Annotated in this window: 11 protein-coding genes; 3 read left to right on the plus strand and 8 right to left on the minus strand. The window is 53.7% G+C overall.

Annotated features, from left to right (window positions below):
- Nucleotides 1–102: 102 nt before the first annotated feature.
- The 7 genes from FZF01_RS00645 to FZF01_RS00675 form a co-directional block, all read right to left on the minus strand.
- Entirely contained in the window at nt 103–3,309 is a 3,207-nt protein-coding gene (locus FZF01_RS00645; RefSeq protein WP_150276175.1) for a type I restriction endonuclease subunit R, read from the minus strand.
- Nucleotides 3,309–4,724: a restriction endonuclease subunit S gene (locus tag FZF01_RS00650; protein ID WP_150276176.1), complete on the minus strand. Its 1,416-nt coding sequence runs from the start codon at nt 4,722–4,724 to the stop codon at nt 3,309–3,311. Before FZF01_RS00650 ends, FZF01_RS00645 begins: the two co-directional genes overlap by 1 nt.
- Entirely contained in the window at nt 4,721–6,706 is a 1,986-nt protein-coding gene (locus FZF01_RS00655; protein WP_150276177.1) for a type I restriction-modification system subunit M, read from the minus strand. Before FZF01_RS00655 ends, FZF01_RS00650 begins: the two co-directional genes overlap by 4 nt.
- Before the next feature lie 152 nt (nt 6,707–6,858).
- The gene (locus FZF01_RS00660) at nt 6,859–7,788 is read right to left on the minus strand and encodes a DNA-binding protein (protein ID WP_150276178.1); all 930 of its coding nucleotides are present in this window, start codon (nt 7,786–7,788) and stop codon (nt 6,859–6,861) included.
- 137 nt (nt 7,789–7,925) lie between these two features.
- Entirely contained in the window at nt 7,926–8,108 is a 183-nt protein-coding gene (locus tag FZF01_RS00665; RefSeq protein WP_150276179.1) for a hypothetical protein, read from the minus strand.
- Nucleotides 8,109–8,346: 238 nt separating this feature from the next.
- Nucleotides 8,347–9,099, minus strand: coding sequence for a hypothetical protein (locus tag FZF01_RS00670; protein WP_150276180.1), 753 nt, complete (start codon nt 9,097–9,099; stop codon nt 8,347–8,349).
- Nucleotides 9,100–9,207: 108 nt separating this feature from the next.
- A complete protein-coding gene (locus tag FZF01_RS00675; protein WP_150276181.1) occupies nt 9,208–9,525 on the minus strand; it encodes a hypothetical protein in 318 nt (105 codons plus the stop codon).
- Nucleotides 9,526–13,023: 3,498 nt separating this feature from the next.
- Here FZF01_RS00675 and FZF01_RS00690 point away from each other — a divergent pair.
- From FZF01_RS00690 to FZF01_RS00700, 3 genes are all read left to right on the plus strand, one after another.
- Nucleotides 13,024–13,683, plus strand: a complete 660-nt coding sequence (locus FZF01_RS00690; RefSeq protein ID WP_223825341.1) for a hypothetical protein — start codon at nt 13,024–13,026, stop codon at nt 13,681–13,683.
- Between the two features lie 512 nt (nt 13,684–14,195).
- Nucleotides 14,196–15,359: an SIR2 family protein gene (locus FZF01_RS00695; protein WP_150276184.1), complete on the plus strand. Its 1,164-nt coding sequence runs from the start codon at nt 14,196–14,198 to the stop codon at nt 15,357–15,359.
- On the plus strand, nt 15,356–17,155 hold the full coding sequence (locus tag FZF01_RS00700; RefSeq protein ID WP_150276185.1) for an ATP-binding protein: 1,800 nt from the start codon (nt 15,356–15,358) through the stop codon (nt 17,153–17,155). Before FZF01_RS00695 ends, FZF01_RS00700 begins: the two co-directional genes overlap by 4 nt.
- A 380-nt stretch (nt 17,156–17,535) precedes the next feature.
- Here the strand turns inward: FZF01_RS00700 and FZF01_RS00705 are convergent, their stop codons facing one another.
- A complete protein-coding gene (locus FZF01_RS00705) occupies nt 17,536–18,567 on the minus strand; it encodes a thiamine-phosphate kinase (RefSeq protein ID WP_188434325.1) in 1,032 nt (343 codons plus the stop codon).
- Nucleotides 18,568–18,570: the final 3 nt, after the last annotated feature.

Consider the following 18,570-nt stretch of genomic DNA (forward strand, 5'->3'; position numbering starts at 1 on the left):
CACAAAAAATTATTCGCCCGCGACCCAATCGGGTGTCACAAACTGGAGTGGCTCAAAACCGATGCAGAACCTTGCTAAGTCATAGAGAGGCGCCTTATCAGCTTACAGCTCTCGCCTCTCAGGCTGCGCCCCCAGACTCTTCAACATCTGCAAGACCAGCAACGCAAACTTGCGGCCGCTGACTTCGTTGTCCAGCACGTCCAGCGACAGCTTTTCATGGTCCGTCATGGCGTCCAGCACCGTGTCCACAACGCGCTTGGGGAAAAGACCGTGCATTACCTGTTCTTCGCTGTGATTGCTTACCTGCGCCATTACATCGTCCTGCCGGCTAATGCGTTGGGCTATTCCGGTGAGAAACTGCAGCTGATCGTCGTCGCCAACCTCAGCGCCAAACAGATCATTCAAAGCTTCTATGATCTCCGCCAGGCGTTTCTTTTCTGCGTCGTGAGGTTTGCCTGAGCCAATACCGGTAGCAGGGTCTAGGCCCCATTCGCCTTTCTCGTCCTCCAGCCTCAACTGATGCTCAGCCGTTTTTGTCAGGCGGTAATGGGTAAGCTGCAGGTCGCCCACATCCACGCTCTCCTGCTCAAGCTGCTCAACGCTGAGCAACGGGTACAGATGGCGCGCGAATACACACAAGGCTTCCAGGTCCCGATCTTCGTAAGGGACTATCTGCGACAGAAACTCATATAGCCGCACGAAACTCTGCAGGTTTTTGCGAAACAACGTGAGCTGGTCGAGCTGCTCGCCGGCTTCCTTAAGATCGTACTCGGCCTTCTTCAAGCCCGTGCTGTCGCCATTGGCCTCAGCGTTGCGCTTGTAATCCAGTGCGTGTTGGCGGGCATCCTGGCTGAAACGGTATCGCTTGGCGAAACGGTCCTTGGCCGAGTAGCAGTGGTAACTCAGCTTGGAAGCTGGGGCCTTGGGATCAAAGAAAGCCAGCGCGAAACTCTCTACCTCAGAACGGTAGTAGATACCCTCGGCATCCAGCTTCTTTTGCAAATCGTAGAGGATCTGTGGATCCGTAACGTCGTTCAGTTCGGCCTTGGCATAGTAGGGCAGAAAGGCATCGAGAATGTCCTGCGGATCATTGAAGAAATCCAGGATAAAGGTCTGCTTGCTGTCACCGAACGTACGATTCAAGCGCGAGAGTGTCTGGACGCAATCGACGCCTTGCAGCTTCTTGTCTACATACATGGCGCAAAGCTTGGGTTGATCGAAGCCGGTCTGGTACTTGTTGGCCGCGATCATCACGTTGAAGTCCTGGGTATCGAATGCTTCCGCCAGATCGCGATTGTTCAGCCCGCCATTGAGCAGGCTGCTGTTCTCAGTCACCTCTTCTCGGATCACTTCATCAGGCAGTACGCTGCCCGAAAACGCGACCAGCGGGTGCACATCGTCGTAGCCTTGCTGTGTCACGTAGGCCTTGACCGCAAGCTGATAACGCACAGCCTCCTGTCGGCTTGCAGTGACCACCATGGCTTTGGCTTGCCCATTGAGCAGGTGCCGCACGTTGGCGCGGAAATGCTCAACAATAACCTCGACCTTCTGGTTGATGTTGTATGGGTGTAGCCGCACCCAGCGCGCCAGTTTCATACGGGCTTTCTTGCTGTCGACCTCCTCGTCGTCGGCATCGGGGTGAGCAATCTTCCAGGCGGTGCTATAGGTAGTGTAATTGCGCAGCACATCGAGAATGAAACCCTCCTCGATAGCCTGACGCATGGAATACAGATGAAAGGGCTCGGGCTTGTTGTCTGCGCTGGGGGGTGTTGAGGCATCAGGCGGGCGACCGAACAGCTCCAGCGTCTTGGCTTTGGGCGTGGCGGTAAAGGCGTAGTAGCTGATCCGCTCATTCGGCCCACGTGCGGCGACGGCGGCATCCAGCAACTCCTCGGCGCTAACTGAAACTTCCTCTTCGTCCTTCTCTGGCGCATCACTGCCGAGGATCTGTTTCAGCTTGCTAGCTGAGGAACCAGTCTGAGAGGAGTGGGCCTCGTCGGCGATAACTGCATAACGCCCAGCAGCCAGCTTTGGGTGTTTGTCCAAGGCAGCAAACAGCGCAGGAAAGGTCTGGATGGTGACGATGATGATCCGCGTTTGCTCAGACAGGGCATCAGCCAGCTGCTCCGATTTGCTCTGATTGCCAATATCCCTGCTGATCGGCCTAACTACGCCCTGGGCATGCTCGAACTGATAGATGGTGTTTTGCAGCTGGGTATCCAGCACGGTGCGGTCAGTAACCACGATCACCGAGTTGAACAGCTTGTTGCCCTGAGCGTCGTACAGTGAAGCGAGCTGGTGGGCAGTCCAGGCGATTGAGTTGGACTTGCCCGAGCCAGCGCTATGCTGAACCAGGTAACGCTGGCCTGGGCCTTCGCTACGCGTAGTATCGATCAGCTTGTTGACCACTTCCCATTGGTGGAAGCGGGGAAAGATCAGCGTTTCTTTGGTGATTCGCTTGCCGTCAAATCCTTCGCTGGTTTGTTTGTCCAGGTGCAAGAAGCGTCCCAGCACTTTGAGCCAGGCTTCTGGCTGGAAAACCCGATTCCATAGATACCCAGTAGCGTACTGGCTTGCATCTGCCGGCACAGGGTTGCCGGCACCATTCTCCTCTGTGCCTTGGTTAAATGGCAGAAAGAAGGTGTCCTTACCCGCCAGCTTGGTGGTCATCGCCACCTCACTTTGCCCCACTGCAAAATGCACCAGCGCGCCGCGCTTGAAAGTCAGCAGCGGCTCGGGCTTGCGCGTGACGGGGTCCACGGGTGGGCGGTCATAACGGTACTGCCGCTTGGCATTCTCTACCGTTTGCTTGAACTCGCTTTTCAGCTCCAGCGTCGCCACCGGTATGCCGTTGACGAAAAGCACCAGATCCAGCCTGGGATTGTATCCCTTCCCTGAGTCTGCACTTTCGCGGGCATGGGGCGAATAGGAAACCTCCTGCACCACACGTAGGCGATTGGCCCGGTAACGCGTGAGGGTGTCCGGGTTCATGCCGTGGTCAGGTTTGAAGCTACAGAGATCAATTTTGACCCCTGGCAACTTGAAACCATGCCGTAGCACATCCAGGGTGCCGTGCTGTTCAAGTTCGCGTACCACTTTCTGAATCAGCACTCCCTCCGGATCTTTGGGGTTGGCCTTGCTGAACTTGTCCCAACGCTCTGGCCAGGCTTGCTTGAAATAGCCGAGAAGGTCTTCGGTATAAAGTGCTGAACGACGATCGTACCCAGTGGCCGGCCCGGTGAGCCACCCTCGGGCGGTCATGGCAGTGATGATGTCCTGCTGTAACTGAGCTTCCTTGCTGTCTGCCATTACACGGCCTCTTGCGCGAGTTGAGAAGACGGGGCGATGGCCGAGGGCTGCCAATCCCGTACGTCGATTTTGCCAGTAACTGCAGCGGTGATGAGTGCAGAGCGCCGTTCTTGGATCAAGAAGATGCCCTCATTCGCAGTCGACAGTAAAGCATCCATCGTTTCAAACTGCGTCCCAATATTGCGCGCTATTTGAACCTGCTCGGCCAGTGGTGGTAGAGGAAGCTTTAACTGCTTGTAATCACCCAGACTGAATCTCTTTCGGGTTGACTCAACACTAACTGCATCTACCACCGCTCTTGCGTAGTTTGATTTGAGCAAAAAAACCAAATACTCTGCATCGACCACTTCCGATTTAACTCGAATGCGCACCACATCCTGGGTAACAATCCCATCTGGTTCTGAGCCTGGATAGATGCAGGCATCTCCAGGGGGCGAGCCGACCTTAGCAACTAATACATCTCCGGGCAGGACTCGGCATACACTGAGCTGCCGTGCTTTTTCTTTAGTTACGCAATCGGTACTCTTTCGAAAGTAACCGGTCGGTTTAACATCTCTAATGTAGACAACTGGCACCCCCTCGTGCGTCAGTTCACTTGACAGCAAATCACTTCCAAATGGTCCATTAACAAACCCGCCACGACGCTCATCAGCCATTGCTCCTAGCTTGTAGTTTTGGCGCCAATGCGCCGGCACTGGCCCCAGCCACTCCACTCCGGAGTCCATCGTGGGTACTGTCGGATCGAGACCTTTGGTGACGGCATGGGAGATCACTGCCTGGCGCTTTTCCTTGAGGAGCTCGATAAGGCGCTGCTGCTCTTGGATCAGGGCATCGATGCGGGCGATTTCATGGTTGAGGAAGCGAAGGACTCGCTCTTGCTCTGCAACAGGCGGTATTGGCAAAGCAAGACTCATAATATTACTTGCAGATATTGATGCTAAGTTCGTGCTTTGTTTCGAGTTTAGAAAAAAATATGTGCGCGCCGGCTGGCTACCAGTAAACGTCGCCAGCCACTCCGGCTTAAGTAGATGGTTTGTCCGGATTGCAAAAACGTGGTTCTGATGAAGGCAGGGATTTATTTGGCCTCGCCATACGGCGCCACGACCTAACTTGTCGTTGTCACCGCCCTCATTCATCAGCACGTCGTCAAGCTGGAGGCTGTAACGTTCAAGTTCGGATTCTAAGACGGAAATTTCTTTGACTTCAGTCAAGTCCAAGAAGCCATCCTGAACATTCGCGACGCGCAAATACGGAACGGAAACGGTATCGCGCCCCTGATAGTCCTTACCCTTAGCAATCCCGCCTTGGATTGTTGCGTACCAACGTAGCGTACCGGTAGTCCAATGTTCCGGCACATCACCCAACCAATCCACGCCGGACATCTTGTACTGCCGGTACGGCTCAAATCCACTCATGCTGACAACTCTTCAATCATCTGTTTGATACGGTCGGTACAGGCTTTCAGATCACGATCGATTTCCTCCAGCGGGCGCGGCGGCTGAAAGACATAGAAATGGCGGTTGAAGGGGATCTCGAAACCGACGATACCCACCTCACCATCTTGCGCATCTGTTTTGCTCTCGTCGATCCAAGCATCAGGCACATGGGGTATCACTTCCCGTTCAAAATAGTCATAGACCGACTCACCCAGCGGCACGTTCTCATTGTCGCGCAGGCCCGCGTCGGGCTCCGGCTTGCCCTTGCTTATGCAGATATCAGCTTCCGGATCACGCTCACTCAGGGCAGCGAGCAGTGCCTTCAGTTCTGCCGTTGCCGGGAATACATCGTGGTTGCTCAGCGCCTTTTTCAGCAGCTTCGTGAACTGTTCCCGGTTGCGGTGCTGCAGGCTTGCGTCCATTGACTCCAGGGCGCTTATAAGGCGCTGCTGGGCGGCAGCATTGAGCTTCTGGATAGCTTTCTCTTCCAGCACTAGCTCGATGCGTTCGGCAGTGGTCTGGAAATTCAGCCGCAGCGGCCGCTCGACAGTGATGCGCCGATAACCAAAAGCGTCGATGGGGAAGATCTTGCTCTGCGGCGTCTCCTCGAAACAACCATAGAGCCGTACTAGTTCATCGATCTGCTCGTCGGTAATGTACTGACGCTTGCTGCCGAGGGATTTGCGCATCTTGGCGTAGTACTTACTACCGTCAATCAGCTGAATTTTGCCCTTGCGCGCAGCAACCTTGTGGTTGGAAAGCACCCATACATAGGTAGCGATACCTGTGTTGTAGAACATGTCGGTGGGTAGCGCGACGATGGCTTCGACCAGATCGTTTTGCAGCAAATAGCGGCGAATCTCTGACTCCCCAGAACCCGCGCCACCCGTGAACAGCGGCGAGCCGTTAAGAATGATACCGATCCGAGATCCACCGTCTTTTGCTTCGCGCATCTTGCTGACCAGGTGCAGCAGGAACAGCAACGAGCCGTCAGATACCCGTGGAAGGCCAGGACCGAATCGACCATCGAAACCTTTGCGGCTGTGCTCCTCTGCGATCTGTTTTTGAACCTTCTTCCACTCCACACCAAAAGGCGGATTGCTAAGCATGAAATCAAAGTGGTTTTCGCCGCCGGGTAGCTGATCATCCGACAGCGTATTGCCGAGCTTGATGTTGCCTACCGTCTGCCCCTTGATCAGCATATCCGCCTTGCAGATGGCATAGGACTCGGGGTTCAGCTCTTGTCCAAACAGGGAGACTGTGACTTTGTCGCTGATGGACTGGATGTACTCCTCGCCTTCGGACAGAAAACCACCCGTGCCTGCTGTCGGGTCGTAGATAGTCACGATGCTGTTGGGCTTGAGCTTATCGTCCTGGCCGGTGATGACCAGGGAGGTGGTCAGGTGAACTATATCGCGCGGGGTAAAGTGCTCCCCGGCAGTCTCGTTCGAGCTCTCTGCAAATTTCCGGATCAGCTCCTCAAAAACAATGCCCATGCCGAAGTTGCTGATGCGCGCCGGGCTCAGGTCCGTGGCGGCAAAGCGCTGCACTACCTGATAGAGCAGATCGGCGGAGGCCAACTGCTGCACATAATCCTCAAAATGAAAATGATCGAAGATCTCCCGAGCGTCCTTACTGAACGCCTGGACGTAACTCATCAGGTCGTCAGCAGTCTGGGTATCCGACAGAGTGCCAAGTGACAGAGGCGAAGCATTGAAGAACTGCAGCCCACCCGCAGCGCGCAGCAGCATCTGCTCACGTACCAGATCTGGCCGGCCCTCCTGGGCTTTGGCCTCACGGATAACCTCCTGCCGCGTTGACTCAAGCACGCACTCCATACGCCGCAGGAGCGTGAAAGGCAGGATGATTCGACCGTACTGCGATTGCTTGAAATCCCCGCGCAAGAGGTCCGCAACGGACCATAGGAAGGCCGCGGTTTGGGAGTGATTTTCCGTGTTCATGGTACTGCTCCTGAAAATATATTCTTCTGGAGGCAGCTTACCTGCTGAGTTTTGCGAATGGTAGAAATAGCACTTTAGAGCGCCCAATGAAGGGCTTGAAGAGCATCCCTGCTCGAGGTAACCGCAGCATTGACGGAAGGGCGAGCGATCCCTTACGAATCAGTCATTTCTGGCTCCTGAGCTTTTGCGCGCAGGAATGCGACTTCCTCACGCATCGTGGCCAGCTCCTGACGCGCGCCATCCCTCGCCTCTTCCGCCGCTCTGACCAACGAGGCCGCATGATCTCTTTCCTGACGAACTCTGTCAGCATCCAGATGGGCACGGTCCAGCTCGGCTCTTAGCTCCAACGCGCGACGCTCCACCTCCTCGGCTCTCTGTTCTGCCAACGCTGTTGCGCGATCAGATGCAGCCATGGCTATACGTAGCTCGGCAAGCGTTTTTTCCTGAGCCTTCGCTGATTCATCCGCCTCCCTGACGAGCTCAGCCGCCCGATCCCTTTCCTCACGTAGACGGTCAGCGTTTGTGTGAGCCCGATCCAGTTCGGCGCGGAGCTCCCGTGCCAGGCGTTTAGATTCCGCAGCTTTTTGCTCAGCGTCTACGGCAGCTTCATTAGCCGACGCTAAGGCTGCTTCCATGTTCTCAACAAATTGGGCCTGCGCTCGCTCCACTTCCTTTGCAGACTCGAGCCCGGCCAGCGACGACTCCAACTCGCCGGCCTGCAGCTCGTAAGCCGTTGCCAACTCAGACCTCATCACCTCCAGCTCGGCGCGTTCCCCTTCCCAAGCTGCCTCGGCCGCCCGTAGAGATGCGTTCGCCAGCTCTTGAGCCTGCGCCCATAGCTGGGCGAGGGCTTGCCCATTCATAAGCTGAATAGCTTCCGGCACCTGTACGGCCAAAGGTGCCGCACGAACGGTCTGCGCTCGACGCCAGTCTTTCATTCCAGTTGAGCAATCGTTCATGTTCACGCGAGCGGCCTTCCTTACTGCATCAACTTTTGGAAAAGACTCCTTTCCGCCCTGCTCGTACAGCTCGTCTGCAGCAGTGTAAATGCGATCTCGGATTTCGGTACTTAGCGTCATCATTCAGTCTCATGTGGTTATGAATCTCCACGCTACCGTCAACCAAAACACGCCGCCACCGAACCCGGTGTAACTTTTGCAAATGAGCTGAGACCACGCAGCAACAGTAGTAATCGTAGGATTATTACTATTACTACTTACTACCCCATACCCATGCCGCTGAGGAGCGGGCCGAGTGAGGACCCTGCGTAAGCTCCCCAGAATAGACAGGTCAACCGCTCAATCTGACGCATCTCGACTAGTGGCTTGAAGCTGGCCAGCCCTGCACATACGACTAGGAGCAGCGCGCCAAGCAGCAGGGTATTGAGCAGCTGTCGGCTCATGAGGATTTCCAGGAAATTTGAACAAGGCCAAGGTTGTGACCTTGAGGCGAGAGCGCCTGGTATTGCAGCCAGCGCGCCCCCAATAGCACATACCACCATAAATTGTGACGGCGACATCGCGAGCTTGCCGATTTTGACCACTTTATTGCTAGATACATTCATGATGACGGCTCCTTCATTGGTTGGAGTCGTCATCATCAATCAGTGAAACGGTGTCACCAGCGCCGGATCATTAATCTTACAGATTTTGCGCGCGAACCAGAGCGACGATCGAATCAAACCTATACTCCTTTTCAGTTAGGCGGTATTGAATCAACGCTTCTGTTAACTGCTTCGGAAAGGGCATACCTTGCCTGTGCGCGTAGTTTTGTAGTCGCGTTTGCAGGCGCTTGGGGTTCAGTGAACAGATGTTCTGCCAGACAGCTGTTTTGAGCGCACAAAAACCGTCGTCTAAATAATCTCCTGCATTTGGTAAGGTGCCATTTTTTTCAGCTAAGGTCTTTGTAAACTGCTTCAGGTCCTGCGCGCTCATACCTAGTGATGAACGAGCGGCTTTGATTTGTGATGCCCTCTCCCTATCCTCACAGCAGATAAACCAGAACATAGCGACGTAAAAACTCTCTTTCCGGTTTCCATTTACAGCCATTTCTCGCATTGTACGAGCGATTTCCTTCTGCGATCCCCAATCCTTACGCCGATAGCGATAAATCTCGAGAACCTGCCATGCCATTTCATTAGAGCCCGCATGCTGCAGATAAATCGGCAAGCGAAGCCAATGCACTATGGATAGCTTGGATGCCTTCGGTGACCATAAGACGTCTTCCAGAATACCTACCGCGGCCAGCGCGTCCCCTAGCTTAAAGTAACTCGCAGCGTCATTAAGTATTTGCCTCATGTCGTAGCAGCTCACAAACCCAGGCTTAAAGCCGTTAGGGTTCGATACAGCGGTAACCGGGATTTTCATTGCGATTGTTTCAGTAAGGCTCGACATAGGTACTCCTCAACAGTGTGAGAAGAAACGCTACCAATAACGGCTGTCCCGTTCATCCGAATCAGGGGTCAAAAACATTGATCACCGCGGGCTATCATTTACTCAATTTTACCCATGCCCGACGGGACCAGGCGTTGGTAACGGTAATTCAGCTATCAAAGCTCGAAGACGCCTCGATTGCCACTTCTGAATTGCGCCATCCCAACCTGCGCGCGCATTCAGCTCCTCAACGAGAGCATCAAGCTTGCCGTCACCAATGGCTGGCGCGAAGAAAAGGATTTCCTCCGGCACATCTAGAAAAAATGAGCTCGCCGAAAGGACCTCATTGCCTAATTCTTCGCTGTAGCGACGCGTCCAAATGCGCCACTGGTAACTCGGATACTGACCGACCAATTCATCAATAGCGACTTCGTTACCCTTTTGCATAATGTAAGCCTCAGCCAAAAGCGTATTGTCTAGTGCAGTATCGGTGTCACAAGCATCTGAAAATGCGTTTCCCCGACACCAATACACATGGCCACTGCAGCTTGGCATTCGAGGCGCTGGCGCCAGTCAATGACTCCTGCATCACAAAGGCCGGATAAATACTCTTCTATCCACACAATGACTCCAATCGCTGACGACTCGTCTCGCATCAGAATTTTTAACTGAGCGCCCAAGATTGGGAACTGGTTAGCTAAATCGAACAACACCATTTCTACCCCCCCATTCGAGTTGGGCAAATGTTTAACATGCGTATTTTCATACACAGCAGGAGAACATCCGTCTCGAGATGTCTGGTGCTGCAGGTGATGACTATACGCACCCTGCAGCACGTGCCCCATTCCCCAAGAGCCAGTCCTACTTTGCAGCTACGGACTCTGTGTCAACACCTCACCTAATGGTTGGATTCGCGCTCCTTGCGCACGTGGATGACCCAACCACGTGCTGTGCGAGTACGACTCGCACAACCCAGCGCGACTACGTCGCGCTTCCGTGCGTAGCACGGCTATGTCAGCCTCAAAAACCGGCCTGACATAGCCGTGCTAGAGCCTTTAAGCAAGTTTCGCGCACAGAGTCCAACGCACGATTTCAAAAGGCCATATCCTACCCATCGCCGGCGCGCTATGATGACCTTGTTGAAATCGTGAGCACTTTGTTCACGCGTGCACCACCACGTTAATCTGAGGTGTTTCTGCGTCTTAGCTGCCATTCAGCGGCAGATACACTAGGGCCCGCTCCGGCTCATAATTTGGAGATCTAGTAACTCATCTAGCCAAAATGAGACGTCCTTAACCGAGCCATACCGCATCGCATGTTCGACGCGACGGCTGACTTAAGGACTGTTGTATAAGTGGTAGGGGCGAGACCAGTCCGAGCCCGCATGGGACATGCGAACAGGGGCGAATAGGCGACAAGCCGCTGAGCCAGAATTTGGCCAGTCATTCTTACAATGCAGTTGAACATCTCGTTTTTACACCCCACTTCGGTGGCGCGCCTATTTCCTGCTGGATATCGTGTTCCAATCGCTCTGACTGGAATACAACATGCCTCACGAATTCGACCCCAACGCTTTAGCTAAGCGCCTACGCCAGGATTCACTCGCTAGGCGCAAAAAACCCTATCGCACCTCCCGGCTGGACAAATACACCGGAGAGCTTCTGCGTTTGCATGAAGCAGGTGCGCGTCCAGCTGAGCTACAGCGCTGGCTGCTCGAGCAAAGGGTCCGAGTAACACATTCGACAGTAGCCCGCTGGCTCAAGCGCAAGGGGGCAACGAATGGCGAAATTTGCTAAGCCCGCCAAGCAGGCTCTCTCAGCGATTCGACAGGTCCAGCGCAGTGGCAATCTGAAAAGTGTCGGGACGGGTCGCAACTATCACCAGGCACTCACAAGAGCCGCAGAATACGCCAGCTCAGAGCGCGTCCCAGGTGGTCTCCACGGACTTTCCCGTGAGGACGCTATCCGCTTCCTGGAGACACGAGGCCAGGTTGTAGGACAAAAGACCCTGGATTTGGATCGTCAGGCTGTGCAGTCCTTTTTACGGTCCATTGGTAAACTGCAACCCTCAGAACGTCTGCCCGTTATAAAGTCAGAGCAGACGCAAGCACTGCAGTCTCGGGCTTACTCGAGAGAACAAGTGCGTCGAATTGCTTCGCATCAGCGAGAAGCCAATGCACTAGCGACGGAAATCGCCTACGCAGCAGGACTGAGAGCCCACGAGTTGATCACTCTGCAACCAGCCAAAGAACGAAGAGCTGACAGCCGACCAGCTAGGGATGAGAAGTTTCTGGGTAGATCAGGACATCGATACGTTGTTATCGGAAAGGGTGGTTTAGCAAGAGAGGTCCTAGTGCCGGCAGATCTAGCCAAAGCCCTGGAGACCCTAAGGCTGGAGGTGCCAGTGGTAGTTGCAGATCGCGGCGTCTATTACAAGCAGCATTACCAGCTACCTGGGGGACACGCGTGGAGCCAGTCTGTCACAGCGGCCTCCCAAAGAGCCCTAGGCTGGTCTACCGGAGCGCACGGGCTGCGGCATGCCTATGCCCAGCAGAGAATGGTCGAGCTTCAATCCAAAGGATTATTAAGGAACGAAGCACTGGAGACGGTGAGTCAGGAATTGGGGCATTTCCGGCCGGAGATCACCGAGATTTACCTGCGATGACGAGGGCTCGCAGGAGGCCTACCTCGTGAAACTCATCCAACCTCATGATGAATTACTTTGCCGTCCCTTACACACCCTTACCGGCCTTATCCCTATCCTTGCAATTCGCAGGATCCCTCCTTTTACTCCTAAAAAAACAGAAAACTGCTTCACGTGATCTTTTCTCAATCTCCCTGACATCCCTAACACCCCCTCTAAATGACTCAGAAAAACCCTGTATGCCTGAATATCTCCTTTCAGTACCTTAAATCTCCCCGCTTTTCTGGAATCTCGAAACCTTAAAAGGAGACGAGTTAAGACATGGGTTGATCGGCAAGCTTTGGGCGATGCCAATTTGGGGCTTTGGACGGCTAACGGCCATGAGTGGATAGTCAGAGAGTACTGGTAAGCGACATGAATCACACCGGTCTTTATAGGAGCTCTCTCGCTTCAGTGGTGTCACTATCAGGCAGGTTCGTTACCAGGTAGAGGTGGGTAGCCCCACCCTTTTGACAGTAAATGTCTGCTTCAAGTTGATAGTGATGGCCTGGCTTAGGCCGTCGCTATCGCTGGCCTGACCTAGGTCTGTTCTGCCAAATCAGGAGCGTCGTCCACGTCGATTCCCAGATAGCGGACCATGATTCCCAGCTTCGTGTGGGATAGTAAGTGCTGCATGGCCCTGAAGTTCTTCGCCCTGAGGCAGGTCAATGACGCGTTGGTACGCCGTAGGGAGGGTAGAACCCCTGGCGGGGGAGCGGTGAATCAAAGTGGCTAGGAGGTGACGCCAGCGATAAGGTAAGTCGGCAAAGACTAACTGTACGACAATACTGACAGAACTAATGAAACCTCCCAAGGGGTACCGTGTGACATGAAGCCTGTTGTTGGGGCTGCTGGGTCATAGTTGCCGACAGCCGCTTTTATCCCCCCGACCTTGAAGAGTCTGCTGACAATACTCGGGGTTTTAGGCGCAAAAGATTCGAGCGGCTTAACCTCAATATGACCCTCTTCCCACACCCATCACCCAAGAGCACGGCGAGCACAATGAGTACAAATCAGCACAAGGAGCACAATGAGCACCGAAATTAAATATAAAAAAGTATTAAAATCATACAGTTAAAGTATGATTTTGCGCGGTATAACGCAACTTAAGTCAATGGGATAGCATGATATAAAGAATTTGATTGGCCTGTATCGCTCATTCGGATGCGTAAAGATGCACGATATGAGCGTGTAATTACGGTTTGTTATCGTTAGCGGATAACGGGAAACTGGGCTCAGCAGAAATCGGATAAGGGCTTCAGAATGGCCAACGTAAAGCAGTCAGCAAAACGCCGCTTAAATATGGCTGAGCGTGCTCAGCAATTGATGGAGGTTCACTTCCCCAGCTTTCCCGAGCAGTGGATATGGACTCGCAAAACTAACCATGGCTTCAGCACGATTCCTCGAACCTTGCCCATTGCCATGCAGATCATCGACGCCCAATCAAAGGGACAGCCTGCCGGCCATGTGCTGTTTTGTTTATGGACGCGTATGCCGGATCATCCAGTCATCACGATCGAAAACCCCAGCACTTTTGCTGCCGAAGCGGGATTCCTCGGCGAGCGGGCTGTGGACACCTGGCGTCGCCGAATGAAGAAACTCCGGGAACTGCAATTCATCGTAACCAAGCCTGGAGCATCTGGCGAATTTCACTATGTGATGCTCACCAATCCTAATGCTGCGATTGAGTGGATGCGCAGCCACGGCAAGGTTCAGGATGGCTTATATGGCCGCTTCATTGAGCGACTGCCTGAGATAGGAGCCTATGGCGATATCGAGGCGCTCCGCGTGTATTGGGCAACGTGCAAGGAAGCAGAGACAGCAGCCATGGCTAAAGCTGCCAAACAGGCATCGAGCGTGTCTACGCCTCCTGATCCACCCACCAAGCCCAAACGTATCAGTAGGGCCAAGTCGAGTTCGTAGGAACGTCTGGGGCCCTCGGGTGCTAGCCCCTCCTGAATGACCCCAAATTTTTAGGGGCCCTTGCCGGCCAGAGTTCTTGCTGGCGAAGGCTGTAGTGGTATAACGCTAGAGTAAAGACTAAGGAGGCCGTATGCGGATCTCGAGGAGAAGAGTCTCGGGCATCGAGTGCCAGACCACCCAACTTGATGCCCTCAAAATGAAAGCCCTGAACCAGCCTAGGGTCGAGTCTTGACTGGTCAGGGCTGTGGTGGTGCAAGGTAGGGATGCTAGATCCCATCAGGAGTCTAGCATCCCTTTATCCTGCTACGACAGGGGGTAGATGATCGTTACGCGCCACATCTCCCACAAGCGTTTCGGCCACCGCAGTTGAATGTTTCACTTTCCCATAAGTCGCCGGCCTTTTCCGCCTGGAAGCCAGCCCGGTCCTTTATTGCTGCACTTTGCCCGCGGTGCTCTGTATTCTCTAATTGCACCACTAAGTCCTTTAACTGATTAGTCAGGGAAGACGGCCTATGATCTCTATCGGCGACATCTACAACCAAGACATCAATTTTCTATTCGGATCAGGCGCATCGTTCGGGCTGCTTCCAACCCTCCAGCTGCAGGTTCAGGCCGGTGATGGTAAGTCTCGCTATACACTCGAAGAACTAGCTACCAAATTTGAACATGACGAAGACAAGCGTCTCGTCCCATTGTTCATGCACTACTACGCCAGTTGCATACGTCCCGCAGAGCGCCTCAACCTAGAGCAGGCGCTAGCCGAAGAGCCCGGCGCCACCGTTATCAGAAACTACCGCACGTTCCTAACTACGGCACTTGAGATGGTGAAGCGCCGCAAAGCGCTGGATCGCCGCTGCAATGTGTTCACAACGAACTACGACGGCTGTTTCCCTCTCGTGGCTGACGCGCTTATTAAGGAGGGCAACATTGATTTCGTGCTGAATGATGGAACGCGGGGGTTCACGCAGCGCATCCTACAGGCCCGAAACTTTGGGTCTTACCTTTGTCAGGCAGGCGTCTTCGGTCGTTATCAGAGCAGTATCCCCCAGATCAATCTGATCCACTTGCATGGGTCCATCTATTGGAGCAAGCAGGACTCCAAGATCCAAGTTGACTATGACCTGTCTCGCCGCGAGAGCCTGCTGGATAACGATGCGATGGAATTGTTAAAGCCATTTTCGGAGGCACTTAACAATCCGGCATCGACCCTTGCCGACGTGCCAGGCACGGATTTTTCCGATCCAGAACTGGAAGCGTTCTGGGCAGCTTATGAGCAGATCCCTATCGTCAACCCTACCAAATGGAAGTTCCACGAGACGGTATACGAGGAACACTATTATCAGATGCTGCGGCTGCTCAGCTACGAGCTTGAAAAGCCCAACGCCGTCCTCGTCACCTTCGGCTTCTCTTTTGCTGACGAGCACATCCTCAGTTTAGTAATGCGGTCTCTTTCCAACCCCGGCCTGAAGGTCTTTGTCTGCTGCTACAGCGCGGCAGAACACGCCGTAATGGAAGCCAGGTTCAAGTTACACCGCAACGTCGAGTGCCTGATGTTGCAAGATGGAGAGATGGACTTTACCGCATTCAATGAGCAGGTCTTGGCTTGGCCAAGCGCAGCGGCTCCTAAACCGGATACTCTCCTGGCTTCAGCGCCCAATGTTGAGGACCCGGCATGAGCATTCGGGTTGGGGAGGTAATAGCAGTTCACGGTACCAAACTGGTTTTAAAGATCGATGAGCAGTCGAGCAAGGAAACGCTGTTCTATGAGGGCGAGAAATACAAGGGAGTCTCAATCCGCGAGTACCTGTCTATCCAGCGCGGCTTTCGCGATATCGTTTGCATGGTGGAGGGAGAGTTCTTGGATGAAGGCCGTACTGAGCTGCATGACGGCCGGCAAACATTTGTGCGGAAGGTAGAAGCGAGGCCTATCGGATACTTCGACAGCGCGGGCTTCACTCAGGGCATAAAGTATTTGCCAATGATCCAGGATGCGGCCTATCTGCTTTCTGAAGAAAAAATCAGATCCATCTTTGACCGCAAAATAGAAAGCGATTTCAGGATCGGCACCATGCTCAAAGAGGAGATAGCAATTGGGTTGCCATGGAAGCGCCTCTTCAATAGCCATATCGGTATCTTCGGTAATACCGGAAGTGGCAAATCTAATACGCTAGCGAAGTTATATACTGTTCTTTTCGATCAGAAGCTTCCTCTGATTACAGGCAAGAGCCGCTTCATTATTCTTGACTTCAACGGTGAGTATGGAGGCGAGCAGCTCGCGGCGGCAGATCACAAGGCTGTCTACACGCTGTCCACGCTGACTAACCCTGATTTGGATGACCCTTCATCCCGCTTTCCGCTGTCCGTGCAGGAGTTCTGGCAGCTGGAAACTATGGCCCTGCTTTTTCAAGCCACGCCCAACACACAAAAGCCCTTTCTCAACCGTGTCATCGCAGGCTGGGAACGCTATGGAGCGATCCCTGGCTCGCTTGAGAACTATACGAAGTGGGCTTTCAAGATTGCGTTTTGTGCCGGAGAGGTCAAGCCGGCGACGCTAGATCTGATGCGAACGGTCGCGAAGCTAATGGAAAACCAGCAGGTCCAGGAGATGTTGGCAAACATCACTTGGCATCGGACTGGTGGCCGCTTCATGTACAACAGAGCATTCATCGGAACCGATGGCGCGCAATACGCGTTGCACGTAGGTCCCACAGTGGAAACGCTCAGTGCCGATGGCCTCGACGTATTCGACCAGCTGGTATTACGCGTCAACTTACAGCTGATCTCCGACCTGAATGCTGGATACGTCCAGTTCGAGCACATTCAGCCGCTTCTTAAGCGCGTCGAATCCTCGCTCGCCAATCTACGTAAAGTATTGTGCGTATCAGATGTGCCGGCAGAGGAGCGCTTGCTGACCGTGATTTCCATGCGCCGCTGCAATAATGAGGTCAAGAAGGTTTTACCGTTGCTGTTCGCAAAGCATTATTACAACGATCACAAGGACACGGTTGCCAATCCGCCGGACCGAACAGTTCATCTTATCATCGACGAAGCTCACAACATTTTGTCCGCTCAATCGGCTAGAGAAAGCGAAACCTGGAGAGATTATCGGCTTGAGCAATTCGAGGAAATCATTAAAGAGGGACGTAAGTTCGGGATGTTCATCACTATCGCTAGCCAGCGCCCAGCAGACATATCGCCCACAATCGTCTCGCAAATTCATAATTTCTTTATTCACCGCCTGGTAAATGACCGCGACCTGTACTTGGTCGACAACACGATCTCTACGCTGGACGCGCTATCACGCAGTCTCATTCCTGGACTCTCACAAGGGTGTTGCGTGGTCACTGGCACCGCCTTTGAACTGCCAATGGTGATCCAGGTTGATCGGCTACCAGGTAGCAAGCAGCCCGCAAGCGAGGACGTCGATCTGGAAAAACTATGGAGCAATGATGTCGCAGACGGGTTGGAGTAGCTTGCGAACGTAAAACTAGGTAGCGGAGGTGAATGATCTGCGCTTTGAGACTCTCGGACAACGGTGCCGCACGGCTAGCCATAGCGAACGTCCACTTTTGGCCGAATGCAGTCCCTTTCTAGAGTAAGCAATTGGCCAGAAGCGGACGTTCAAAGCCGTCTATCGAAACGGTTAAATTTAGGAAGAAAGCGAGCTTCGCAAACAAGGGTTAATTTTCATGTGACCCCAGTTACCCTGCGAGCTGTGCCGTTTGAAACTACCGAGCAAATTCGCTTGCTCAACGCTACGACAGCGCAGTACAAAAACGTCAGCAACTTTCAAGCTCTGAACGTGGCCTAGCTGCAGATGGATATGGGGTCCTAGTCATAGCGAGAGGCTGCCTATCGTTTCCTAGTTAGCGCTCGCAAATAGTGGTTGTCATCATCTTCCGCGCGACGTCGGAAGTGCTCGTTAATTAGCTCTGGCGGCTTCTGGATCCGACCCGCTCGATCTTTAACCAAGATATCTCCCGAACCGTCGAAGCGACCTGCTTGGGTTAGCTCCATGCCATCGGGTATTCCTGCTCTAAACGTCTCTACATCCGATTCCCGAACAACGAATGCAATCGCCCAGTCCCCTACGCCAAACGCGAACCGCCAGAGTGGAACTCGGAGCTTTTCAGAGGCGGTTTTAGCTAAGGGATTCATAGGCAAGTTGGGCTCAGAGAGAGTAATTCCAGCCCCATCCGCACAAAAGATGCGAATAGCGTCGGCTAGTCCATCACTTAAATCGCAGGCGGCTACGACTTTGCAAGACTCGCGCATGTAGCGCCCCTCATTGATTCTGGCCATGGGGGACACGAGTGCATCAATCCAACTTTTAGGATATCCAGAGACACCATCCTGCGAATCCATTAATGCAAGACTGCTTGCAAATGCACCCAGCCGCCCAGCTATGAACAGAAAGTCACCAGGTTTTGCTGCCTCTCGACCGAAACCAGCCCCTCGGATGACCGTACCCCAAGCAGCACCAACCACCTGCGGAGACGTCCCCTCCTTGGTATCGCCGCCAACAAAGGCGATTCTGTGGGAAATGCATGATTCTTCACAGCCCATTACGATTTCCCGAGCGGCATCAGCCTCGAAGTTTCCCGGAACAACCAACGAAAGCATCATAGCCCTTGGCTCTGCGCCGACAGCGAGCAGATCACTGACATTGGCGGCAACCGCTAAACGACCCCATACCCTATAGCAACCGACTCCGCGTCCGATTGCCACCGGAAACGGAGCACGGTCGATTTTACACGCTAATAATTGCTCTAGTCCTATGTCTAGGATACTAGCGTCGTGCCCGAAACCATTCACAAAAGAGGGGTCGACCTTGAGGCTCGGCAACAACGATCGGAGGAAGGCCTTTTCCCCAAGATCACTCATTGA

This window comes from Halopseudomonas salina, assembly GCF_008641105.1.